The following is a 23,623-nucleotide window of genomic DNA, read 5'->3' on the forward strand; positions in this document are numbered from 1 at the left end:
TCCGCAATCATTATCACAAATATATTGCATTACTCCCCCATCAATTTCATTCATTTCCTCTTGTCCCATCTCAACAAGCCCTAATTCATTCAAATTTTCCATTTTGTATTGAAATTTAAGTTAGACCTGCTCTTTGTTTAGGTGGCAGGAAGCACCCTATATGCTAGGGTAGGTTCGCAAAGTGAAATAAAATTGCACTCTGACTCTTTTAACAAAAAACCACCATCCGTCTTCATAACAACCTCTGGGCTAAGTACTTCAAAATGAAAATCAATTTTAATTCTTCGATCTGTATAATAGTAGGTCTTATGCACTTTGTCATACACGATGTCCGCGCCTAAATTTTTAAGAGATCGTCTGTGACGAAGATGACAACATGGCTTCAAGTTTTCAACTTGAATAGTACTAGAAGGTATTGAGCGAGAGGAAATTCGCATTACAAATGCTCATTGAAAGTTCACAAGGTAGTAGGTTGGTCTTTAAGGACTGTTCATAAAACGATTAGCCATAAACTACACAGAGTTACCCGCTCCAAACTTCTTGATTTTGAAAATCAACAGTATTGTCAAAAGTTCTATTGTTAAGAGAATTGATCCTTCAATACCAAACCCCGAACCAGTTAAAATAGAGTTTTCTGACATACTAGAAAATAAAATGGAGGGGATAGAAATTCCGCTAACTGGCATGCCAAAAAAAGCAACACATGAAAAATTCCAACCAAAATGTAGCGCTACACACTCTCCAATGCTCTTATCATATGTAATGAAAATAAATCCTAGAACAATACTTATAAGAAACACATTAACAAAACCAAGCATAGTTATTTCTGGATTTAGTACATGAGCAGTTGCAAAAATCATTGATGATATGATTATCGCCCAATGCGATTTTATAAAAATTAACAATCCATTTAATAAATAATATCTGAATATCAATTCTTCAATCAGTGCAAAAAAAAAGAAGCCAACAAAAAATGCTAAAAAGGCTTCTAAGTCAAATGGGACAGCCAAAAAAGTAATAAATCCTCCAACAAACAATATAATTAAAGGAAGACAGAGCATTAATGTGCCGAGAAAAAAATAGGCAATATGCCTAACCAAACGGTTATAATTCATAAAATTTTTAAGCAGACTTGTTCTGAACTCAAAACCTAATTAAAATTTATATTATCTAATAGCCCTGAACAGTCTACTTTTCTATTGTAACATATTATTTAGACCCTACTCCTTGCATTGCTACCTACTAAGGACACAGCCAAAACCAATCAACATCCTTCATCTCCTCTGTAACCCATCCCTTTATCAGGCTACAGAATAGTCTTTCTTTCAAAAAATATACGCCAATTCTGCATGGTTAAACTACTATGCAAATAGGCGTTTAACAGAGCACACATATTTGTACTATTTTACAGAAAAGATGAATGAAATATCAAAGGAGTGAGATTTAAACAATTGAGGTATTGCATCTATACTGTTTTCATCATTTACCCAAATGATCTCTTTTTTTGGGTAATTGTGCTTCTTTTTAAGCAAATTCATAAACCCATACTTTTCCTGCAAATAATACCTCTCTCCTTCATTCAATGAGACAAAGTTTTTGTAAGAAAGTGCAAGTTTCCAATTAGGATTAAGTCTAAACTCATATCCAATACCCAATTGTATTCCACGTTCTTTTTTTTCATAAATAGGAGTTGTTTGATTAATCTCTTCATACATGAGTAAGTTTTTATAATGGGCATAAGCGATAGAAGTACTAATATATGAGGGGCGCGAAGTTTTCAAATCGAAAAGATATAATATTCCTAAATCCATCGACTCATTTCTAACAACTTCATTGAAACTACCCGCAGCATTAAATGTCAACAAGAAATTAGGAAGCAAACGATAACGGATAGTAGTCAATAGATTTAGATATCCCTTTTTTATATCAAATGTATCTGTCACATTGAAGTTTTGCGAATTGTATGTCGTACTTCCAGCCGAAGACAAGGTGTATGTGTTAAATAGATAATATTTCAACCCATAACCTACTTCGATCCTATCCAGCCAATTGAATTTACGGCCTCTATCATAACCAACTGTTTTGTTATGATCCTTACTCTTGCTTTCAGTAATTATAGTATCTGCTTTTTGTTCTGTTACAGCTTCATGTAAATGAATCTTTTCGTCATATGTCCAGTGAGTCATGGTATCAAAATGCACCTGTTTTGTCTCGTAAAACTGACTTAACACAAAATTGTCCTTAGATCTCACGGCTTCATCCCAGGTAGACGACAAGTACCATCCATCAGAGCTTTGTTCATATATTGAAATAAACGTCCTCTTATCCGCCCATCTCGACAGTGGATTGCTCATGAAACCCATACGTGAATATTCATATTCTGCTTTGACAAATACCTTTTGATCAAAATCGATATACATTTCCCCTCTGAATTGCCCATTCATTGGCCCCATAGTTTTGGGTTCAAAACCTATCACTGTTAGCTTCTGATTATTACTTTCCCATTCTCCTAGATAACTGTAATCATACTTATCGAATCCATTTGGGTTTATAAAATCTTCTTTGCGCATCACGAAATCAAAACGGTGCGGAATATGAGCTCCAGCATAAATTTTTGAATACAAAGTATCTTTTACATCGTATTTCTTAGATAGGCTATCAATTTTAACATCACCCTTATTTCTTTGACTTTTATAATCTAGTTTCTGTACCTGCAATAGAGCTTCAGACGAAATATGAACATGTCCAGTAGTATCTGTATATTTTTCATGAAGCACTCCTATCAACAGATGTGGTGTTGAAGTATATGCCTTGGGAATGTTTTCGTATACTTCAGCGATCATATCCTGTAGTGAAGTAGGAGATATAGTTACCTCACCCAATAATCTTTCACTAGGTTTGATCCACAACTTTTCGAAACTATGTCCAGAAAGTCGAGTTATGTTAAAAATTAAGTTCTCATATCCTATACATGAAACCAAATATTGACCTTCTGTACCATTAAGTTTCAACTTGAAATTACCGTAATAATCTGTCATAGCAATCAACCTGTCTTCATGAATTATATGAGCATAGGGAACAGGCATTGAAGTATTGGCATCAAGTAATTGAAATGATTTCGATTGGTCCTTTTGAGCAAAAACTAGAAAAAATGAAAAAAGCAACAAGCAGGTTAGAAGTAGTATTTGCTTCATATAAATTGTATCCTAGCAGTTAATTTGGTCTTATATTTCTACTCACCTATATCAGTATTATATCCTTTACTGAAGAGGAAATATTCGATATTATTTACTACTCAATTATGTCAATAACATAATCTATCAACATAATTGAGCAGATTGATAGTCTAATCCTATCTTCCTATATTACACCCCATGAACGAAGCATTAAATCAGCTCCAATTGCCCAAACCCCAAGTGCAATGGCCATAATTAGTCCTCCTTCTACATCTTCTAATTCACTTTGTCTCACCTCCACAAGACCTAATTCCTACAAATTTTCCATTTTGTATTAAAATTCAAGTTAGACCTGCCCTAATTTAATAATTAAGAATGGTTGATCAATGTCTTCCTAAACGAATTACCAATTTTATCGTATGGGGCGATTGCATCAAAAACTTATGGTCAATAGACTCTTCATTTAAAACCAACTCCGCTTCATCTAAACTTTTCTCATCTTTTTTCAAATCCAAAAAACCTGAATTACGCTGTGCAAAATAACGATAAGACCTATTGATACCCAACAGAAAAGAATAGTGCACCCCTATACCAAACTGATGCCCCAGAGAAACTTCATACCCCATTCCCAAACCCACACCATTATTTATAGTTTCATACGTTGGCTGCCACCCCTTTTGATCACCAAACAGTAATTCTGTCTGGTTAGAAGAATAATTCAATTCGGTAACAATATAACTTGGACGAAAGCTTGGAATCTCCCATTCTTTGGTCAACCCTACCTCAAAATTTTTATTGGTAAAATCGCCTCCAAAACTTTCACTAAAACCTAGACCTAAATACCAGTCTTCTACTAACAAAAAATGATAATTAAAGTATAACCCCAAATTGAATTCAGTCACCTTTTCTTCGTCAGTAAATGAATCACCATTTACACTTCCATCCATTTGATAAATACCCGAGTTCATGAAATACCCACAAACACCCAAATTGACAACAAAGCGATTGGCAACAATCCCTAGCCATTTGTTTTTCCAACTAGCCCCCTTATTTTCCAATAACGTATCAACAACCGTTTGCGACCATTTTTCATTAACGCTATCGGGAGGCTCTGAAACCAACACTTGATGAAACAAGTGCTTCTCATTTTCATCCCATCTAACGGTCGAATCAGGGAATACCTCGTTCGTAAAATAGGATTGTCTCAATAAAAAATTATTTTCATTGTCCAAAGCTTGGTTCCAAACACGTGCTAAAAACCACTGTCCCTGGTGTTCTTTATATTCAACCAAAAATTTTCTATGTCCCTTCCAACTTTCATATTGATGCTTAATGTTACCATCTTTTGCAAAAGAATACTCTGCCTTAGCAAAGACACTATCTGTCATATTTAAATAAAGTAGCCCTCTAAAATCCCCACCTAAAAGCTGATCCTTTGGTTTGAACTCTATCACTTCCAATGTATCATCATCACTGACGAATTCTCCACGAAATATGTAGTCGTACCTATCCAAATGGGAGATAAAATCAAAGCGCTGCATCACAAAATCGAAACGATGAGGTATATGAGCACCAGAGTAAGTATATTCTTTCACATCAGATTGTATATCGTGATATTGGTACACTTTATCTAATTTCACATCTCCTACCCTTGTTTTCCTACTATACCCAGATTTAGCAACTTCTATTATTGCTTCTGCCGCCATATTAACATGTCCCGAGGTATCAACATATTCCTCTGTAACAGTACCTAATAAAAGATGCCTTTGATGAAAATACTTGTTTGAGATTTGATTATAGATTGTGCTGATAATTCCTTTAAGGTTCTCAGGCTTGACTGTAACCTCGTTGAGGTAATGCTCATCAGTTTTGAGGTAAATTTTAGTTACTTTATGTCTAGAAATTTGATTAGTTGATAGTTTATAATCCTTAAATCCTACGCATGTGATTTTTATTGCACATTTCTCGGATGGCAAAGAATCAAGTTTGAACCTTCCCTGGAGGTCGGAAATTGCCAAAAGTTTCTCATTTGATACAACATGAGCATAAGCTACTGGTTCTCTATCAATCTCACTTAATAATTGAAAGCTCCTAGCCAAAACCTGTCCAATGACGCCCTGGGACTTTACAAGCAAAATAATCACTATTATTATATACCTCATAATATTCATACTCAGAAAAGACCAGACGTCATATCAACGCCTGACCCAATCTTTCATTTCAATATTAACCTCCAGACCCACTGTTACTTTCTCTAACACCATGAATCAACCAACCCACCAAGACACCGATTGCAAAACCACCTACAAGCGCTGCCAAAAGCCCTCCGTTTGTTTCTTGAAGTTCCTCTTTTGCGAGGCTTTCCAAACCGTACTCATTTAATTTTATCGTATTCATCTTTTTATTGTTTTAAGATTTAACCAGGTCCATTTCCACTCGCACTACCTTCATTTTTAAACATGAAGTAAGAAAACAACAAGCCTGCGGCGAAACCTATGGCCATTAAAGCAAAAACTCCCCCTTCAACTTTATGCATTTCAGCTTGTCTCATCTCGACAAGACCTAATTCATTCAAATTTTTCATCTTGCTTAAAATTTAAGTTAGACCTGCTCTTTGTTTGGGTGGCAGGAAGCACCCTTTATGCTAGCATGCAACTAAGGTAGGTTCGCAAAGTGAAATAAAATTGCACTCTGACTCTTTTAACAAAAAACCACCATCCGTCTTCATAACAACCTCTGAGCTAAGCACTTCAAAATGAAAATCAATTTTAATTCTTCGATCTGTATAATAGTAGGTCTTATGCGCTTTGTCATACACGATGTCCGCGCCTAAATTTTTAAGAGATCGTCTGTGACGAGGACGGCATGGCTTCAAGTTTTCAACTTGAATAGCACTAGAAGGTATCGTGCGAGAGGAAATTCGCATTACAAATGCTCAACAATATTCATCCTCGTTTGCAACGAGGATGATGTGGGCTCAATCTTTAAAAATTAAACAATGGGAGAAATACACCAATACCTCCCTCATTGTTAAAAGCAACTAACACTGCTCGTAAAAAATAGGCAGTGCAAACTATCTGGCATAGTACTACCAAAAAGCTCCCATTCCGCCAGTGGCTCTCATAGAAGCGGTTTGACCCCATAGCCATCCAGCAGCTGACCCAATAGCATATCCAACATCATACATGAATTTGTCTCCCCCAGTTATCTCTTTCAATTCTTCATGAGTTAGTTCTCTAAGAAACGTATCTCCTAATTCTATCTGATTTTTCATTTTATTCTTGTCAAAATTTTTACACAAAAAAGTATACACAAGAAATATTATTTCATCCAATAATTGTAGATCATAATAATCAATACCATAACAATAAAAGTGGTTTGAACTACCACAATTCGTTTTAGTTGTTTAATCTTCTTTGATTCGGATTTCACTTTATCAACTTGCATAACTATCCATTTTATAATTTTATATACACTAAAAACCTGCTTTGAAACCCTTTACGAAATCACCACCTTCATTATAAATGATAAATCACTGCTCCAGTAATTGCAAGAGCAGCTTGATACCACCCTCCTTCAACTTCATTCAATTCAGTTTTTCGCATCTCGACAAGACCCAATTCATTTAAATTTTCCATTTTGTATTAAAATTTAAGTTAGACCTACTCTTTGTTTGGGTGGCAGGAAGCACCCTTTATGCTAGCATGCAACTAAGGTAGGTTCGCAAAGTGAAATAAAATTGCACTCTGACTCTTTTAACAACTTGCGCAAGCTCAAGGCAAGGACAACTGTACGTGATGAAGCCAGTTGCACTGCTTTGGTTTGATCAGAAGTTGAGTACAAATGCATCACCTATGAATAAGTCAACGATCACCTCTATGCTTATCCTCTTTTTCACAAGAGCAAAACGTACTATGCCGACCTTTTTTTCTTTCTCAATATCTTCACGATGCGATTGATGACGATCTCTGATAAGTTCCATTCGTACCCTTCAAAGTCCGTTGTGTTCACAAATTGGACGACCACTGTATCTATGTCCTTGTGGTACTCTGCTAGACTCTGGTAGCCAGGCACCAGCCCGCCATGCTCATACTCATATATCGAGGAGTAGATGTCCTGCTCTCCCTCGTCGAATACGGAACCGTCGTTCAACGCGCGCAAGAACCTCCCCACATCCTCCGCGGTAGCAAGCATTCCGTTTTCGTTCGTCTTAAAATCCGCATCAATACCGACATAGTAGCCGCTCATCACATCGTCAATATTCACTTCTTTCAGCGAACCATAGGTATGCTTGAGCCCGAGAGGTTCCAATATTTCTTCCTTGATGTATTGAAAGTGACCATAGCCCACCACCTGCTCGATGATCTCTCGGAGCAACAAATAGTTGGTATTAGAATACTCATAGCCCTCGCCTGGTTCAAAACTCGCCGGCAAGTCCAACGCAAAGTCCAAGGCTCGTTTTCCATTTTCCTGTTCGTTCTCCCAGAAAGCAGGGTTGTTGGTAAAATTGGGAACACCGCTCCGGTGCTGCACCATCATCCTCAAGGTGATTTGGTCTGCATGCTCTATGCGACCCACCAGCTCTGGAAAATAATCCGCTAGTGTTTCATCCAAAGACAAGCGTTGGGCATGAGCCAATTTGGCGACAGAAACTGCCACGTACAGTTTGCTGATGCTGGCGATCTTAAATAAAGCATCCGGTCTGGCCGGTATCTGATTGTCTCTGTCGTCCCAGCCCGCTGTATAAAACGCCGGGGCTTTTCCTGCTTCGTCCACATAGACGATCATCCCATCAAACCCGTGACCGATGGCTTCATCGAGTTGCTCTTGAACCGTATCTGGTAGCGGCAGTATCCACGCCCACACCAATATCCACGGCACGTAAAACATAGAGATTGCAGTTCCAGAGAACAATACGATCCTGAATACTTGTTTGAATTTTTTCTTGGTCATATCTCAGAGTATTAGGGTCTGAGGCGCTCTGTGGCAGCCATCACACCAGTTTAGTTTGGTTTCCTCCTCCAAACATAAAAAAGCCCTTAGTCAAATCAATAGACTAAGGGCTTTGAATATTATTTTGGCAGGAGCTCCTTACATGTGGATCGGTCTGCTATCTGTCGCGGCAAGGCAGGCTTCTTTGACAGCCTCCATATACGTCGGGTGTGCATGCGACATGCGCGACACATCCTCTGCTGACGCTCTGAATTCCATGGCAGTCACGCCCGAGGCGATCATATCTGCTGCTCTCGCACCGATGATGTGTAACCCGAGGATCTCGTCCGTGTTCTTGTCTGCGAGCACTTTGACCAAACCATCGGTATCCATACTGGCTCTGGCTCTACCCAATGCTTTGTACGGGAATGAACCCACTTTGTAGGCACGACCGGCTTCTTTGAGCTGCTCCTCCGTCTGACCGACACCTGCGACCTCAGGCCATGTGTACACGACCCCTGGGATGAGGTTGTAGTTGATGTGCGGCTTCTGACCTGCAATCGTCTCTGCGACGAAGACACCTTCTTCCTCTGCTTTGTGCGCCAGCATGGCTCCTTTGACCACATCACCGATGGCGTAGATGTTGTCTACGCTCGTTCTGAGATGATCGTCCGTTTCGATTCTTCCTGCTTTGTCGGTTTTGATGCCGACGTTCTCCAAACCAAGCTTGTCTGTGTAGGCTCTACGTCCTACAGACACGAGGCAGTAGTCTCCTTTGAGTTCCAGTACTTCGCCTTTTGGTGTATCCGCTTTGACTGTTACGGTTTTAGCCGTTGACTTCACTTCGGTCACCTTGTGCTTGGTATAGATTTTCATCCCGAGCTTCTTGAGCGATTTGGTGAGTTCTTTGGACATGGTACTATCCATACCAGGAATGATACGATCAAAGTACTCCACCACCGACACTTCAGATCCTAATCTCGCATAGACAGAACCCAACTCCAATCCGATCACACCGCCACCGATGATGACCAAATGCTTCGGCACTTCTTTCATCACGAGTGCTTCTGTACTGGTGATGACGCGTTTCTTATCGATCTCAATAAATGGCAAAGAAGTAGGCTTTGAACCCGTCGCAAGGATCACTTTGTCCGTCGAGATTTCTTCTTCCTTCTCTCCTGAAACTTTTATAGTGTTCTTGTTGACAAACGAACCGTGACCAGTGAATACATCGATCTTGTTCTTTTTCATCAAATAAGCAATGCCTTCGACGTTCTGCTTCACCACTTCACCCTTGCGTGCGATCATTTGTGTGAAGTTGACCTTAGGCGCTGGAATATCGATCCCGTGCTCTTTGAACGTATGTTCGGCATTGTGATAATGCTCCGAAGAGTCCAGCAAAGCCTTGGAAGGAATACACCCCACGTTGAGACAAGTGCCTCCAAGTGTGCTGTATTTTTCTACGATAGCGACCTTCATCCCTAGCTGTGCACATCTAATGGCTGCCACATATCCACCAGGACCCGATCCGATTACTGTTATGTCGTATTTCATTTTTCTTTTATTGAGTACAGAGTATCCAGTACAAAGTACTGAGACAAAGTACGGTTTGCGTCTTTTACACCAATGACTTCTTCAAGCCAATGGTCATTAAATGTATTTCAGAGATCTGTTTCAATATTACTTCTTGGTTTTCATTAGGCATAAAACCTAATCGAGCGGAAAGCAACGTCTGCGTTTCCAATTCAAACAAAGACCCAACTGCCATATCTAAAAACCGGTTAAAGTCCTTACCTGTATTTCTTCCAGCTCCTTCGGCAATATTAGAAGGAATTGAAGTTGAACAACGTTTCATCTGGCTAGTTAGACCAAACTTTTCATCATCAGGAAATTTCTTTACAGCAGAGTAAACCTCCTCTACCAAATCCATTGCCTTCTTCCAAACTTTCAATTCCTTGTACTTGTGCATGATAATAAGTCTTAGGACTTTGTACTAGATACTTTGTACTAAATACCAAGCATCAATCTCGCTGGATCTTCGAGCAACTGCTTGAGTCGCACGAGGAAGCTCACAGACTCACGCCCATCGATGATACGGTGATCGTAAGACAGTGCCAAGTACATAATTGGCCTGATTTCTACTTGGCCATTGATCGCTACAGGACGCTCCACGATGTTGTGCATCCCTAGGATGGCTGACTGTGGTGCGTTGATAATCGGCGTAGACAGCATCGAACCAAAGATACCCCCGTTGGTCACGGTAAAAGTACCGCCTTGCATCTCGTCGATGCTCAGCTTATTGTCTCTAGCCTTGACAGCCAATCTCACCACTTCGCTCTCCACTTGGTTGAACGACAAAGATTCGGCATTTCGGATCACAGGTACTACCAACCCTTTCGGTGCAGACACTGCAATCGATACGTCACAGTAGTCGTTGTAGACGATCTCATCTCCATCGATCTGTGCGTTGACTGCAGGCCACTCTTGGAGTGCCATACAAGATGCCTTGATGAAGAAAGACATGAACCCAAGCCCTACTTCGTACTTGTCTTTGAATGCATCCTTGTATTTCTTGCGAAGATCCATGATAGGCTTCATGTCTACTTCGTTGAAAGTAGTCAACATCGCCGTTTCATTTTTCACAGACACCAATCGACGAGAAACTGTCTTTCTCAATGGGGTCAATTTTTTGCGTGTCTGCTCTCTGCTGCCTCCCAGTGACGGAGCTACAGGAGCCGCAGCAGCCTTAGGCGCTTCTTTCTTCGGTGCAGGTGCTACCTTTTGAGCTGCTTCTGCATCTTCCTTGGTGATACGACCGTCTTTGCCAGTGCCTTTCACCTGTGATGCATCGATACCTTTTTCTGCGAGTATCTTAGCCGCTGCTGGAGATGGATGCCCTGCCGCATAGTTTCCTTCGTCACTAGCTGTGGCAGCTGGTGTGCTTGCTGCTGTCTTGGCAGCTGGTGCTGCCCCTTCTACTACTTCGATCTTGCAGATCATGCCACCGATTTCGATGGTATCTCCTTCTTGTGCGACGATTTGGAGGATTCCTCTCGCCTCAGCAGTCAATTCGAAAGTCGCTTTGTCTGACTCAATCTCTGCGATGATTTCGTCCAGCTCGACCATGTCACCGTCTTCTTTGACCCATGAGCCCACAGTCACCTCAGTGATAGACTCCCCTACAGTAGGGACGATCATTTCGTAGATTTCACCTGTTTTGCCTCCACTAGACGCTGGAGCAGCTGCAGGCTCTGCAGATTTAGCAGCAGGCGTAGCTTCCGAAGCGGACGCACCTTTGGCAGCACTATCGTCGATCGTACATACTACTGTACCGATCTCGATGGTTTCGCCTTCCTCTACTTTGATACTTAGGATCCCAGCTGATTCAGCATTGAGCTCGAACGTCGCTTTGTCAGATTCCAATTCGCAGATTACCTCGTCCATTTCGACGTAATCCCCATCTTGTTTGGTCCATTGGGAGATCGTCACTTCTGTGATCGACTCGCCAACTGTTGGTATTTTAACCTCAATCATATCTCTATGTTTTCAATGTTTTGATTCAAATATTAAATTAAGCGAACGACCTGTTCATGATGTCTTCCTGCTCTTGTTTGTGGACTTTCGCAAATCCTGTCGCTGGTGAAGCGGCGTTCTTTCTTGAGATGACGTCTTTCTTCACTTCTCTGAAAGTTCTCAAGATAAACGACCATGCGCCCATGTTTTCTGGCTCTTCTTGTACCCAATGTACCGTCTTGACATTGTATTTGTCCAGCTCAGCCATCACTTGCTTTTTAGGGAATGGGTGCAACTGCTCGACTCTGATGATTGCGACATCCTTGCGCTTATCCTTTTGCTGTCTTTCGAGTAGATCAAAATAAACCTTACCTGTACACAACAGTACCTTCGTTACTTTCTTCGCATCGACATAGTCATCTCCGATCACCTCTTGGAATTTCCCCTCGGTAAACTCCTCTACTTTCGACACCACCAATGGGTGTCTAAACAGAGACTTAGGCGACATCAAGATACACGGCATACGAAACGGCATAGCAAGCTGTCTTCTAATCATGTGGAAGTAATTAGAAGGCTTGGTTAGGTTACAGATATACATGTTGTTGCCTGATGCTAACTGTAGATATCTCTCTGGGCGAGCATTGGAGTGCTCAGGTCCCTGCCCTTCATAGCCATGCGGCAAAAGAAGAACCAAACCGTTCATTCTTCTCCACTTGGTGTACGAACATGAGATGAACTGATCCACCATCACCTGTGCACCGTTGGCAAAATCGCCAAACTGTGCTTCCCAAATCACTACTGCGTTTGGATCCGCCATCGCATAGCCAAACTCAAAACCAAGTACCCCAAACTCTGACAACAGTGAGTTGTAGATTTGGAAGGGCTTTTGTCCTTCTTCGATATGATCGAGGAAGTTGTACGGCTCGTTGGTATTCATATCTCTGACTACCGCATGACGGTGAGAGAATGTACCTCGCTTACAATCCTGCCCAGTCATACGCACGACTTTCTCATCAAGCAATAGCGATCCGTAAGCCAACAATTCTGCAGAGGCCCAGTTCAGCTCTTTCTTGTCAAAGAACATCTCTTTGCGCTGCTTGAGCACTTTGTCGATTTGCTTGATTGGTTTGAAGCCGCTCGGTACGCTCATCAAAGCCTTACCTACTTTCTCGATATACTCTGCACTCACAGACGTATCTGGAGACTCATCAAAATCCTCTGGACGAGACAGTCTCATCTCCGAAAACTCCTTCTCACTCTCCTGCAGTGTATATGGAAGCTGCTCTTGCTTGACCATATTGAGACGATCTTGCAACTGCGCTTTGAATTCCTTATCCATTGACTTGGCCAATCCCGCATCAATGTCCCCTCTTTCGATGAGGCTTTTGTTGTATATTTCTCTTGGGTTCGGGTGCTTAGAGATCAAGTTGTAGAGCGACGGCTGGGTAAACTTCGGCTCATCTGACTCATTGTGTCCGTGACGTCTGTAACACACCATATCGATGAAGATGTCTCCTTCGAATTTCTGACGATACTCCGCAGCTACCTTCATACAGAAGACGACCGCCTCTGGACTATCACCATTGACGTGAAGCACAGGTGCATCTACTGTCTTAGCTAAATCTGTACAGTATATACTCGATCTCGCTTCATCAAAATCCGTGGTAAATCCTACTTGATTGTTGATAATGAAATGAATCGTGCCCCCTGTACCATACGCATCGAGTTTGGACATCTGTATCAACTCGTATCCAATTCCTTGACCTGCCAATGCCGCATCACCATGGATGAGGATCGGCATTACTTTTTTGCTGTCCTTATATAGGTTGTCAATTTTCGCTCTTACAAATCCCTCCACGACTGGATTGACTGCTTCTAAGTGAGACGGGTTAGGCGCTAACTTCAAGTTGACATTCTTGCCTGACGGAGTTACTACCTGAGACGAAAAGCCCATGTGGTATTTCACATCACCATCGCCCATTGTTTGATCCGGTGCAAAAGATCCTTCAAATTCATTGAATATCTGCTCGTAGGTTTTACCCATGATGTTCACGAGGACATTGAGACGTCCACGGTGAGCCATACCGATCACAACTTCTTCTACACCTAGCTCGGCACTACGATCGATGAGCGCGTCCAAGGCAGGAATAGTCGTCTCCCCTCCTTCGAGAGAAAATCTCTTCTGACCTAAATATTTGGTATGGAGGAAATTTTCAAAAACAACTGCCTCATTAAGCTTAGATAGAATTTGCTTTTTCTCCTCGATAGGGGGATTGTATTTAAGCGCATCCTTCTCTACCTTTTCTTTGAACCAATCTACGATATCTGGCTTGCGGATATACAAATATTCAAACCCGACATTGCCTGTATAGATATCTTTGAGCGCTTCGATGATTTTCTTCAAGCTGGCTTTGCCAACTCCGATAAGCTTACCACACTCGAACTCTGTATCCAGATCAGCTTTGCTCAGACCAAAATCCTCTAGCTCTAGGCGAGCCTCTCGGTCTTTTCTTTCTCTGACTGGGTTAGTAGTTGATTTTAAATGACCTCTCGATCTGTAGGCGTGGATCAAGTCGCGTACTGCGATTTCTTTATTTGAGACACCTACGTCTGCTTGTCCGTCTTCGCCATATTTAGCCAAAGAGAAATCGTACCCTTCAAAAAACCTTTGCCAGGTCTCATCTACAGACTCTGGATTGTTTTTGTACGATTGGTACATATCGTCTATCACATTGGTATGTGCATTGGCGATATAAGAATATTTGTCCATCACATCAAATTTTGATTTTGCGATGACAAATATAGAAGGTTAGTTTTTAATTTGAAAACTGTTAAATCGTTTACACAAATATTAGCAATTAACCGTCAAAAAGAAAGATTTCAACTCCACTGATAGATGCACAACTACGACTCCACATAAAGCTACATTTTTTATCCTCAATACACGAGACAATCCCAAACTCATTAACCAATCATCATGAATTCCTTTCTACTAACAGCCAATACAATAAATTCACAAACAAAGACCTGATTTCAGGTCACTTATGAGTGATAAATACTCTATATTTGCGGACTTTTTAAATAAATGCGGACGCGATCCGCGAACTTTTAACATTATATATAATGGCAGTAAAAATCAGATTGGCCAGAAGAGGCCGTAAAAAACAACCGATCTACGATGTAGTAGTAGCGGACGCTCGAGCACCACGTGATGGTAAATTCATCGAGAAGTTGGGGACATTCAACCCTAACCAAAACCCAGCATATGTCAACATCAATGTTGATAGCGCAGTTAAATGGGTATTGGATGGAGCTGTACCAACAGAAACAGCCAAAAAAATCCTTTCAGACCAAGGCGTAATGTACAGAAAGCATTTGCAAGTAGGTGTGAACAAAGGAGCAATCACTCAAGAAGATGCAGACAAGAAATATGACGCATGGTGGAGTGAGAAGGAAGCGAAAGTTCAAGGTACGGCTGACGGCCTAGCTAAGACTCAAGCAGCTGATAAAAAAGCAAGACTAGAAGCAGAAGCGAAAGTGAACGCTGCTAGAGCTGAAGAAATCGCTAAGAAAAACAAAGTAGAAGAGGAAGCAGAAGCGGTAGCGGCTGCCGAAGCGGAAGCTAGCGAAGAAACTGCAACAGAAGCAACTACTGAGGAAGCGCCAGCAGTGGAAGCTACTGAAGAAGCTCCTGCAGCAGAGGCTCCAGCTGAAGAAGAGAAAAAAGCTGAATAACATCTTATGAAAGTCGAAGATTGCTACCAACTAGGCTATGTAATCAAGACTCATGGATTGAAAGGGGAAGTTCAGTTCTTTTTGGATGTGGACGCCCCCAGTGAATATCAAGATTTGGAATCAGTACTTGTCAAACAAGGCAATGCACTGATTCCATTTTTTTTGGATCACATCCAAATCAATTCCAAGAAGTCGATTGCTAAAATAGAAGACATAGACAGTATAGAAGAGGCAAACAAACTCGTCGGCTGTGAGCTCTATCTCCCGCTATCCAATCTACCTGATCTACCAAACGGACAGTACTACTATCACCAACTCGTAGGACTCACGTTAGTCAATCAAGGAAAAGAACTTGGCATAGTAGACTCTGTCTATGAAATCGCTCCACAAAACCTACTATCCATCACCCATCAGGGCAAAGAGATCATGATCCCGATCAACGATCAAATCATTGAATCGGTAGATTTTGAGAAAAACATCATTCTTGCGAAATTACCTGAAGGATTATTAGAAGTATATCTAGAGGACAATGAGGATTGATATTATCACATGTATACCTGAGATGTTTACAGGCACGGTGGATCAAAGTATACTTAAGCGTGCTGCAGACAAGAATGTAGCTCACATCCACATACATAACCTGAGAGACTATGCCGTCAACAAGCACAATCAAATAGACGATTATGCTTTCGGCGGTGGTGCAGGCATGGTACTGATGATAGAGCCTATCGAAAAATGCATTTCGGGACTAAAAGCACAACGAAACTACGACGAAATCATCTATATGAGTCCTGACGGGGAACTCCTCTCCCAAGGCATCTCGAACGAACTCAGTCTCAACGAAAACATGATCCTACTCTGTGGTCATTACAAAGGAGTAGACGAACGTGTACGTGAGCATCTAGTAACCAGAGAAATCAGTATTGGAGACTATGTATTGACTGGTGGTGAACTAGCAGCTGCAGTCGTAGCAGACTCTGTCATCCGTCTCATTCCGGGCGTGATGAACGACGAAACCTCGGCACTGACAGATTCATTTCAAGACAATCTAGTAGCACCTCCAGTCTACACCAGACCCGCAGAATACAAAGGCTGGACAGTGCCAGAAGTTCTCACCTCTGGACATGAAGCTAAAATCAATGACTGGCGGTTTAAACAAGCAGTAAAAAGAACTCAGGAAAAACGACCTGATTTACTCAGTGAAGACATAAAATAATAACACCCCATCAAAACATCAGAAATTCAAGTAATTATCTTCAAATCATAATTACAATTTGAAAATATATTTCCTATATTTGCAGTCCGATTTTTGAGAAGGGTATAAAAGCTAAAAAAATGAGCGAGTTAATAAAACTTATCGAAGAAGAATATAAAGAAAGAAGAGGATCGTTCCCTACTTTCGGTCCTGGCGATACTGTAAACATCCACGTTAAGATTATCGAGGGTACTAAGGAGAGAATCCAGCAGTTCCAAGGAACAGTAATGCAGAGAAAAAACCCTAACACAAACGGGGAGACTTTCACTGTAAGAAAAATATCAAGCGGCATTGCTGTAGAGAGAATTTTCCCATTATCTTCTCCAAACATCGATAAAATCGAAGTATTGAGAAAAGGTAAAGTGAGAAGAGCAAGACTATACTACTTGAGAGGCAGAAAAGGTAAAGCGGCGAGAATTAAGGAGAAACTATAATTCTTCCTCACCAAAGGAATTGAAAGCCATTCGTCTACCGACGAATGGCTTTTTTTAGTTCAACAAACCCAATTTGTACTAATCCGTAACAACTCAAACCAACAATGTTTGCGCTATGTCAATTTCGTTCTACAAATACCAAGGCACCGGCAATGATTTCATCATGATAAACAATAGAGAATCCGTCTTTCCGCATGATGTCCAATTAATCGCCCGACTATGCAACCGCCGAACAGGCATAGGTGCAGATGGTCTTATACTGATCGAAAACCACCCCTCACTAGATTTTGACATGGTCTATTTCAACGCAGACGGATCACAAAGCCTCTGTGGAAACGGCAGCCGATGTGCTGTCAACTTTGCCAAGTTCCTTGGCGTTATTCAAGATACTACAGAGTTCAACACCATCGACGGACAGTATGCTGCCGAAGTAAAAGACGGGATCGTACACTTATCGATGAAAGACCAAGTACTACCCGAACAATTCGAAGATCACTACTTCCTAAATAACGGATCACCCCATCACATCATTTTTGTAGAGAAAGCCGAAACCGCTCCCGTGGTAAAACAAGGAGCGACCATCCGCTATTCACAAGCCTACCAACCCAACGGTACAAATGTCAATTTTGTAGAGATCATCAACCAACACGAAGTGTTCGTCAGAACCTATGAACGTGGTGTAGAAGACGAAACCCTTTCTTGTGGGACAGGCATCACGGCTTCATGCTTAGCCTCTGCGGATAAAGGCCTCATGAGCCCTATTGATGTTCAGTCGAAAGGCGGCCGCCTTCAAGTTCAGTTCGAACGAAACAATGGAGGCTTCACAAACATCAAACTAATCGGCCCTGCTGAACAGGTATTCGAAGGCAGCATAAATATCTAAACAGCCTCCCTTTCTCTAACTGCCAATTTGTCTCTCTTTTTCCCTTTGGCAAGATTTTGAAAGCTTCTTCTCATAATCAAGCATGCATTCTGCAAATTCTTAAGGGAATAAAACATGAATGCATAGGCTAGAATTAAAAAGAAATTAAATTTACGACTTCATTTAATCCGAAAACCGCACAAGCCAATTCGGACAAAAAAAGAACAGAATACGTCTGAAGAATTGTTTCTTTGAAACACTCCTCTCAGACAGCATGGCATGGGTTTTTGAACATGGCTTTAAGCCTAAGACAATACCCACTCAGACCACGAATCTGTTCACTGATTTTTAAATAACTATAAAACGACTAGGCTAACAGCACATAGTTTAACCATTATATTTTATGTTGAATTTATTGACCAAAGGCATTGCAAAAGTATTCGGAACCAAAGCCGACAGAGATTTAAAAGATCTTTTGCCATACATAGACCTAATCAATGGTGAATATGCAAAACTAAGCCCTCTCTCTGACGACCAGTTACGAGCGAAGACACAAGAACTACGGGATAGAATTCAAGCCCACCTACAGGAAATAGATGACAAAATAGCCCAACATCACGAAACCATCGACAACAATCCTGACATGGATATCGATGAGAAAGAAGATGTTTTTGCAAAAATTGACAAGCTCGCCAAAAACAGAGACGAAGAACTCGAAGTAGTACTCCTACAGATTCTGCCTGAAGCATTCGCCATCGTCAAAGATACCGCACGTCGATTGACAGAAAACAAACAACTCGTAGTAGAAGCGACGATGCTAGACAAAGAGTATGCTGCCAAAAAGCCACATGTAGAAATACAGGGAGAAAAAGCGATCTGGCACAACAAATGGGTAGCGTCTGGGGTCGACGTAGAGTGGAATATGATCCACTACGACGTTCAACTCGTCGGAGGTGTAGTACTACACCAAGGCAAGATTGCAGAGATGATGACAGGGGAAGGGAAAACCTTGGTAGCGACCCTTCCAGCCTTCCTAAACGGTCTGTCTGGCAAAGGCGTACACGTCATTACAGTCAACGACTACCTAGCCAAAAGGGATGCAGAATGGAATGCCCCTATCTTTGAATTCCATGGCATCACCATAGATTGTATAGACAAGTACAAAGCCAATTCTCCTGAGCGTAGACAAGCATACAAATGTGATATCGTCTACGGTACCAACAACGAATTTGGCTTTGATTACCTCAGAGACAACATGGCACACCACCCAGACGAATTAGTACAAGGCAAACACCATTTTGCCATGGTCGATGAGGTCGATTCAGTATTGATTGATGATGCGCGTACGCCACTCATTATCTCTGGCCCTATCCCGAAAGGAGACGAGCACGAATTCTATGAGCTCAAACCAAGAATTGCCAAACTGGTAGAAGCTCAAAGAAAAGAGGTCGGCCAATATCTCAATGAAGCCAAAAAGAAAATTGCTGCTGGTGATGAAAACGAAGGTGGGCTAGCGCTATTCAGAGCCTTTAGAGGATTACCAAAGTATAAACCTTTGATTAAGTTCCTGAGTGAAACGGGAATCAGACAGGTGCTGCAAAAAACTGAAAACGTCTACCTAGCAGACAATCAAAAACTGATGCCAGAGGCAGACGAGCCACTATACTTCACTATTGACGAAAAAACCAATGGTATCGAATTAACTGACAAAGGAATTGACCTGATCACTGGATCAGGCGAAGACCCACACTTTTTCATCCTCCCAGATATAGGGATGGAAATCGCTCAGTTAGAGAACAATACTGAACTCAACGAGTCGGACATGCTTCATCAAAAGGAAGCCTTGATCCGAGACTATTCTGCCAAAGCACAAAGAATTCACTCTGTCAATCAACTACTCAAAGCTTACTCGCTATTCGAGAAAGACACGGAGTACATCGTGGTAGACGGCAAAGTAATGATCGTAGATGAGCAAACGGGACGTGCCATGGATGGTCGACGTTACTCAGACGGACTGCACCAAGCAATAGAAGCAAAAGAAAATGTCAAAGTAGAGGATGCTACGCAAACGTATGCGACCGTTACACTCCAAAACTACTTCCGTATGTACCACAAACTGTCAGGAATGACAGGTACTGCAGAAACGGAAGCAGGTGAGTTCTGGGAAATCTATAAAATGGATGTAATCGTCATCCCTACCAACAGACCTATTCAGCGCGACGATAGAGAAGACATGGTTTTCAAAACCACAAGAGAAAAATTCAACGCTGTGGCAGATGAAATTGTCACACTCACTAAAGCAGGCAGACCTGTACTCGTTGGTACTACATCCGTAGACATCTCCGAGCTTGTCAGTAGAATGCTAAACATGAAAGGTATCCAACACCAGGTTCTTAACGCCAAACAACACGCTAGAGAAGCTGATGTAGTAGCCGAAGCGGGTAAGCCTGGTACAGTCACCATCGCTACCAACATGGCAGGTCGTGGTACAGATATTAAACTCACCAAAGAAGCTATGGCTGCTGGTGGTCTTGCTATCATCGGTACCGAACGACATGAATCCCGACGTGTAGACAGACAGCTTAGAGGTAGATCAGGTCGTCAAGGTGACGTAGGGTCTTCTCAGTTTTTCGTATCGCTGGAAGACAACTTGATGCGCCTGTTTGGCTCTGACCGTATTGCCAAAATCATGGATAGACTCGGACTAGAAGAAGGAGAGGTTATCCAGCATAGCATGATTACCAAATCTATCGAGCGCGCACAGAAGAAAGTAGAGGAAAACAATTTTGCCTCTAGAAAGCACCTCCTCGAATATGATGATGTCATGAACTCTCAAAGAGAAGTAATCTACAAGAGAAGAAAGAATGCCCTATTCGGCGAAAGACTCGACCTAGACATACTCAACATGATGTATGACACTTCTGAAGAGTTAGCAAGCAATGCCAAAGCGAGCAATGATTATGAGAGTTTCAAACTCAATGGCTTGAGCACTTTAGGCTTAGATACCAAATTATCACAAGATCAATTCTTAGGTACGTCAGAAGACAAGTTAGGCGAACAGCTTTTCCAAGAGGCACTTGCCAACTATCGTACGAAAAACAAAATGGTGGCTGAGAAATCTCTCCCTGTCATGAAGAATATTCTCACCACCAGAGGTGCTACATTCAAAGAAGTCAAAGTCCCATTTACTGACGGGCAAAAACAAATCGGTGTAGTAGCCAACTTGGAAAAAACAGTAGAGTCTGAAGGGCGTGAATTGATCAAGCAGATGGAAAAACTGATTGCATTAGCCATCATTGACCAGACTTGGAAAGAACACCTCAGAGAAATGGACGATCTAAAACAGTCCGTAAGAATGGCTGTTCACGAACAAAAAGACCCTCTTTTGGTATACAAATTTGAGTCATACCAGATGTTCAAACAGTTCATATCCAGGGTCAATGAAGACACCGTATCTTTCTTGACCAAAGCTGAAATCCCTATTCAAGATCCAGAAGAAGTACAAGAAGCAAGACGTCAGCGTGCTACACAAAACTACCAAGAAAGCAAAGAGGAATCTTCTTCTGCGCTAAGCGGAGGCAACCGACAACCAAACGCAAACCGCACCGCTCCTGTAGAAAAAACAGCCCCTATTAAGTCTAATAAAGTGTATGGACGAAATGACAAAGTTTCAGTTCAATATGCCAACGGGACAGTAAAAAAGGACGTAAAGTTCAAGAGCGTAGAAGCAGACGTAGCGGCTAATAATTGTGTCATTATTGAGAATTAATAGAATCCATATATCTTTAGTGCTTTGAAAAATCATCACCATATTAACCCGTTGGCTTTGTTCCCAATCATCACCATCGCTACACTGCTTCAATTTTGCGCACCCAGTGCATCCAAAACAATAAGCAACAGTTCTTATAGTGAAGACCTCTCTATATACCGAAAGGAATACAAAGAAGATGACATCACCTTAGATAAAGACACTAAGGAAACGCCTATAGAGGAAGTACGTATCACTGCTCCAGCTCCCTCACATGACATCAGAGTGGAACTAGACAGCATCACTAACATCATTGTTGACACAAGAAAAGACGTAAACTATGTCGATGGCTTCTCTATTCAAATCTACTCCGGCAACAGTCGTGACCAAGCAAATGGGTACAAAAGCAGAGCCTACGATCTACTAGAAAACCAAAGACCTAGGGTCATCTATGATCAGCCCAACTACAAGGTCAAGGTCGGCGAGTACTACAGCAAACTAGAAGCAAACAAAGACTACAATACCCTCAAGAAAACCTTCTCACGCGCAGTACTTATCCCCGCAAAGATTCAAATAGACAATTAAGCCCCCCTCATAAAAATTACGATACATTCAACAATCATTGTGTTTTGTTAAATCTGATTTAAATTTTACGACAATCGTTAAGATTCACTCATAGCAAAACGGTAAATTGACTAACTTGCCAAAAATTTACCTATGGATTTAATCAATAAGATAAAATCGCTTTCTAGCACGTTTCATGAAGACACAATTGCCAACAGGAGGCATCTGCATGCCTACCCTGAGTTGTCGTTTGAGGAAACTGAAACGGCTGCTTACATCATAGCTTTTCTAGAAAAAATAGGCGTAAAATATAAATCTGGTATTGCCGGAAATGGAATAGAAGCCATCGTAGAAGGTAAAAATCCAGAAAAGAAAATCACCGCACTTCGTGGGGACATGGACGCCCTCCCTATCAAGGAAGAAAGCCTAAAACCCTACAAATCAACCAAGCCTGGCATCATGCACGCCTGCGGTCATGATGTACACACCTCGTCACTGATGACTTGTCTCCGAATTATCCACGAACTCCGAGATCAGTTCGAAGGAACGGTGAAATTCATCTTCCAGCCAGGAGAGGAAGTTTTCCCCGGAGGGGCATCACTCATGATCAAGGAAGGGATTTTAAAGAACCCTAAGCCTACTTCCATTTTTGGACAACACGTCATGCCACTGATCCCCGTAGGAAAAGTGGGGTTCCGCAAGGGAATGTACATGGCTAGTGCCGACGAAATCTACGTCACCGTACGAGGGAAAGGCGGACATGGCGCACTCCCAGAACTTTGTGTGGACACTGTACTCATTGCCTCTCACATCATCGTAGCACTCCAGCAGGTAGTCAGTCGAATGGCAAGCCCTAAAACGCCAAGCGTACTCACTTTTGGCAAGATAGAAGCGATGGGTGCAACCAATGTCATCCCAAGTGAAGTGAAAATAGAAGGTACATTTAGAACCTTGGATGAAAAGTGGAGAAAAGAAGCACACGTCCGAATGAAAAAACTGGCAGAAGGACTAGCAGAATCAATGGGAGGCTTTTGTGATTTTAACATCCAAGTAGGTTACCCTTTCCTGAAAAACGAACCAGAACTAACCGAACGCGCACGTCAATCAGCCATCTCCTATCTCGGCGAAGAAAATGTGGTAGACTTAGATGTATGGATGGGTGCAGAAGATTTCGCCTACTATTCCCAAAAAGCAGATGCCTGTTTCTATCGTCTGGGAACTAGAAATGAGGAAAAAAACATCATCTCTGCCGTGCATACCTCTACCTTCGATATAGACGAAGAAGCCTTAGAATTAGGACCAGGCCTGATGGCATGGATAGCGCTCAATGAGCTATCTATGTAAACTTCCTCCACTTCCGTTCGTTTACAATTAGATCTGGTCTAGATTCAAGTCAATTACTAT

At 41.7% G+C, this 23,623-nt stretch carries 20 protein-coding genes; 8 read left to right on the top strand and 12 right to left on the bottom strand.

Annotated elements, in window-relative coordinates:
• Positions 1 to 512 precede the first annotated feature (512 nt).
• The 12 genes from BUB99_RS12810 to BUB99_RS12850 form a co-directional block, all read right to left on the bottom strand.
• Positions 513 to 1,115, bottom strand: a complete 603-nt coding sequence (locus BUB99_RS12810; protein WP_073122912.1) for a CPBP family intramembrane glutamic endopeptidase — start codon at positions 1,113 to 1,115, stop codon at positions 513 to 515.
• A 285-nt stretch (positions 1,116 to 1,400) separates the two neighbouring features.
• Positions 1,401 to 3,194, bottom strand: coding sequence for a peptidase associated/transthyretin-like domain-containing protein (locus tag BUB99_RS12815; protein ID WP_073122913.1), 1,794 nt, complete (start codon positions 3,192 to 3,194; stop codon positions 1,401 to 1,403).
• A 365-nt stretch (positions 3,195 to 3,559) separates the two neighbouring features.
• A complete protein-coding gene (locus BUB99_RS12820; RefSeq protein WP_170863799.1) occupies positions 3,560 to 5,338 on the bottom strand; it encodes a carboxypeptidase-like regulatory domain-containing protein in 1,779 nt (592 codons plus the stop codon).
• A 64-nt stretch (positions 5,339 to 5,402) separates the two neighbouring features.
• Positions 5,403 to 5,573 carry a hypothetical protein gene (locus tag BUB99_RS20410; protein WP_158584337.1) on the bottom strand — a complete coding sequence of 57 codons (171 nt, stop codon included), beginning with the start codon at positions 5,571 to 5,573 and terminating at the stop codon, positions 5,403 to 5,405.
• Between the two features lie 19 nt (positions 5,574 to 5,592).
• A complete protein-coding gene (locus BUB99_RS20415; protein WP_158584336.1) occupies positions 5,593 to 5,760 on the bottom strand; it encodes a hypothetical protein in 168 nt (55 codons plus the stop codon).
• A 504-nt stretch (positions 5,761 to 6,264) separates the two neighbouring features.
• Positions 6,265 to 6,450 (bottom strand): bacteriocin, encoded by a 186-nt coding sequence (locus BUB99_RS12825; RefSeq protein WP_139281002.1) that lies wholly within the window; start codon positions 6,448 to 6,450, stop codon positions 6,265 to 6,267.
• Between the two features lie 244 nt (positions 6,451 to 6,694).
• Positions 6,695 to 6,814, bottom strand: a complete 120-nt coding sequence (locus tag BUB99_RS20235) for a class IIb bacteriocin, lactobin A/cerein 7B family (protein ID WP_221407504.1) — start codon at positions 6,812 to 6,814, stop codon at positions 6,695 to 6,697.
• Positions 6,815 to 7,088: 274 nt separating this feature from the next.
• Entirely contained in the window at positions 7,089 to 8,129 is a 1,041-nt protein-coding gene (locus tag BUB99_RS12830; RefSeq protein ID WP_073122916.1) for a serine hydrolase domain-containing protein, read from the bottom strand.
• Positions 8,130 to 8,267: 138 nt separating this feature from the next.
• Positions 8,268 to 9,662 carry a dihydrolipoyl dehydrogenase gene (gene lpdA, locus BUB99_RS12835; RefSeq protein ID WP_073122917.1) on the bottom strand — a complete coding sequence of 465 codons (1,395 nt, stop codon included), beginning with the start codon at positions 9,660 to 9,662 and terminating at the stop codon, positions 8,268 to 8,270.
• 64 nt (positions 9,663 to 9,726) lie between these two features.
• Positions 9,727 to 10,077 (bottom strand): four helix bundle protein, encoded by a 351-nt coding sequence (locus BUB99_RS12840; protein ID WP_073122918.1) that lies wholly within the window; start codon positions 10,075 to 10,077, stop codon positions 9,727 to 9,729.
• 38 nt (positions 10,078 to 10,115) lie between these two features.
• Positions 10,116 to 11,642 carry a 2-oxoglutarate dehydrogenase complex dihydrolipoyllysine-residue succinyltransferase gene (odhB, locus tag BUB99_RS12845; protein ID WP_073122919.1) on the bottom strand — a complete coding sequence of 509 codons (1,527 nt, stop codon included), beginning with the start codon at positions 11,640 to 11,642 and terminating at the stop codon, positions 10,116 to 10,118.
• A 37-nt stretch (positions 11,643 to 11,679) separates the two neighbouring features.
• A complete protein-coding gene (locus tag BUB99_RS12850) occupies positions 11,680 to 14,391 on the bottom strand; it encodes a 2-oxoglutarate dehydrogenase E1 component (RefSeq protein WP_073122920.1) in 2,712 nt (903 codons plus the stop codon).
• A gap of 353 nt (positions 14,392 to 14,744) precedes the next feature.
• Between BUB99_RS12850 and BUB99_RS12855 the strand changes: the two genes are divergently transcribed.
• The 8 genes from BUB99_RS12855 to BUB99_RS12890 all read left to right on the top strand — a co-directional run bounded on the left by BUB99_RS12855 (position 14,745) and on the right by BUB99_RS12890 (position 23,563).
• Complete coding sequence (locus BUB99_RS12855) at positions 14,745 to 15,356, top strand: 30S ribosomal protein S16 (RefSeq protein WP_073122921.1); 612 nt, start codon at positions 14,745 to 14,747, stop codon at positions 15,354 to 15,356.
• Positions 15,357 to 15,362: 6 nt separating this feature from the next.
• Complete coding sequence (gene rimM, locus BUB99_RS12860) at positions 15,363 to 15,896, top strand: ribosome maturation factor RimM (protein WP_073122922.1); 534 nt, start codon at positions 15,363 to 15,365, stop codon at positions 15,894 to 15,896.
• The gene (gene trmD, locus BUB99_RS12865) at positions 15,886 to 16,572 is read left to right on the top strand and encodes a tRNA (guanosine(37)-N1)-methyltransferase TrmD (protein WP_073122923.1); all 687 of its coding nucleotides are present in this window, start codon (positions 15,886 to 15,888) and stop codon (positions 16,570 to 16,572) included. Before rimM ends, trmD begins: the two co-directional genes overlap by 11 nt.
• A 119-nt stretch (positions 16,573 to 16,691) precedes the next feature.
• Complete coding sequence (gene rplS, locus BUB99_RS12870) at positions 16,692 to 17,045, top strand: 50S ribosomal protein L19 (protein WP_073122924.1); 354 nt, start codon at positions 16,692 to 16,694, stop codon at positions 17,043 to 17,045.
• 115 nt (positions 17,046 to 17,160) lie between these two features.
• Entirely contained in the window at positions 17,161 to 17,928 is a 768-nt protein-coding gene (gene dapF, locus BUB99_RS12875; protein WP_073122925.1) for a diaminopimelate epimerase, read from the top strand.
• A gap of 382 nt (positions 17,929 to 18,310) precedes the next feature.
• The gene (gene secA, locus BUB99_RS12880; protein ID WP_073122926.1) at positions 18,311 to 21,676 is read left to right on the top strand and encodes a preprotein translocase subunit SecA; all 3,366 of its coding nucleotides are present in this window, start codon (positions 18,311 to 18,313) and stop codon (positions 21,674 to 21,676) included.
• 24 nt (positions 21,677 to 21,700) lie between these two features.
• Positions 21,701 to 22,240 carry an SPOR domain-containing protein gene (locus BUB99_RS12885; protein ID WP_158584335.1) on the top strand — a complete coding sequence of 180 codons (540 nt, stop codon included), beginning with the start codon at positions 21,701 to 21,703 and terminating at the stop codon, positions 22,238 to 22,240.
• A gap of 132 nt (positions 22,241 to 22,372) precedes the next feature.
• Positions 22,373 to 23,563, top strand: a complete 1,191-nt coding sequence (locus BUB99_RS12890) for a M20 metallopeptidase family protein (protein ID WP_073122928.1) — start codon at positions 22,373 to 22,375, stop codon at positions 23,561 to 23,563.
• Positions 23,564 to 23,623 lie beyond the last annotated feature (60 nt).

This window comes from Reichenbachiella agariperforans (assembly GCF_900142205.1).
Taxonomy (GTDB): Bacteria; Bacteroidota; Bacteroidia; order Cytophagales; family Cyclobacteriaceae; genus Reichenbachiella; species Reichenbachiella agariperforans.

Bases quoted from the DNA above. Each gene is read 5' to 3' on its own strand.
- BUB99_RS12810 (WP_073122912.1), bottom strand. From the start codon at position 1,115: ATGAATTATAACCGTTTGGTTAGGCATATTGCCTATTTTTTTCTCGGC.
- BUB99_RS12815 (WP_073122913.1), bottom strand. From the start codon at position 3,194: ATGAAGCAAATACTACTTCTAACCTGCTTGTTGCTTTTTTCATTTTTT.
- BUB99_RS12820 (WP_170863799.1), bottom strand. From the start codon at position 5,338: ATGAGGTATATAATAATAGTGATTATTTTGCTTGTAAAGTCCCAGGGC.
- BUB99_RS20410 (WP_158584337.1), bottom strand. From the start codon at position 5,573: ATGAATACGATAAAATTAAATGAGTACGGTTTGGAAAGCCTCGCAAAA.
- BUB99_RS20415 (WP_158584336.1), bottom strand. From the start codon at position 5,760: ATGAAAAATTTGAATGAATTAGGTCTTGTCGAGATGAGACAAGCTGAA.
- BUB99_RS12825 (WP_139281002.1), bottom strand. From the start codon at position 6,450: ATGAAAAATCAGATAGAATTAGGAGATACGTTTCTTAGAGAACTAACT.
- BUB99_RS20235 (WP_221407504.1), bottom strand. From the start codon at position 6,814: ATGGAAAATTTAAATGAATTGGGTCTTGTCGAGATGCGAAAAACTGAA.
- BUB99_RS12830 (WP_073122916.1), bottom strand. From the start codon at position 8,129: ATGACCAAGAAAAAATTCAAACAAGTATTCAGGATCGTATTGTTCTCT.
- lpdA (WP_073122917.1), bottom strand. From the start codon at position 9,662: ATGAAATACGACATAACAGTAATCGGATCGGGTCCTGGTGGATATGTG.
- BUB99_RS12840 (WP_073122918.1), bottom strand. From the start codon at position 10,077: ATGCACAAGTACAAGGAATTGAAAGTTTGGAAGAAGGCAATGGATTTG.
- odhB (WP_073122919.1), bottom strand. From the start codon at position 11,642: ATGATTGAGGTTAAAATACCAACAGTTGGCGAGTCGATCACAGAAGTG.
- BUB99_RS12850 (WP_073122920.1), bottom strand. From the start codon at position 14,391: ATGGACAAATATTCTTATATCGCCAATGCACATACCAATGTGATAGAC.
- BUB99_RS12855 (WP_073122921.1), top strand. From the start codon at position 14,745: ATGGCAGTAAAAATCAGATTGGCCAGAAGAGGCCGTAAAAAACAACCG.
- rimM (WP_073122922.1), top strand. From the start codon at position 15,363: ATGAAAGTCGAAGATTGCTACCAACTAGGCTATGTAATCAAGACTCAT.
- trmD (WP_073122923.1), top strand. From the start codon at position 15,886: ATGAGGATTGATATTATCACATGTATACCTGAGATGTTTACAGGCACG.
- rplS (WP_073122924.1), top strand. From the start codon at position 16,692: ATGAGCGAGTTAATAAAACTTATCGAAGAAGAATATAAAGAAAGAAGA.
- dapF (WP_073122925.1), top strand. From the start codon at position 17,161: ATGTCAATTTCGTTCTACAAATACCAAGGCACCGGCAATGATTTCATC.
- secA (WP_073122926.1), top strand. From the start codon at position 18,311: ATGTTGAATTTATTGACCAAAGGCATTGCAAAAGTATTCGGAACCAAA.
- BUB99_RS12890 (WP_073122928.1), top strand. From the start codon at position 22,373: ATGGATTTAATCAATAAGATAAAATCGCTTTCTAGCACGTTTCATGAA.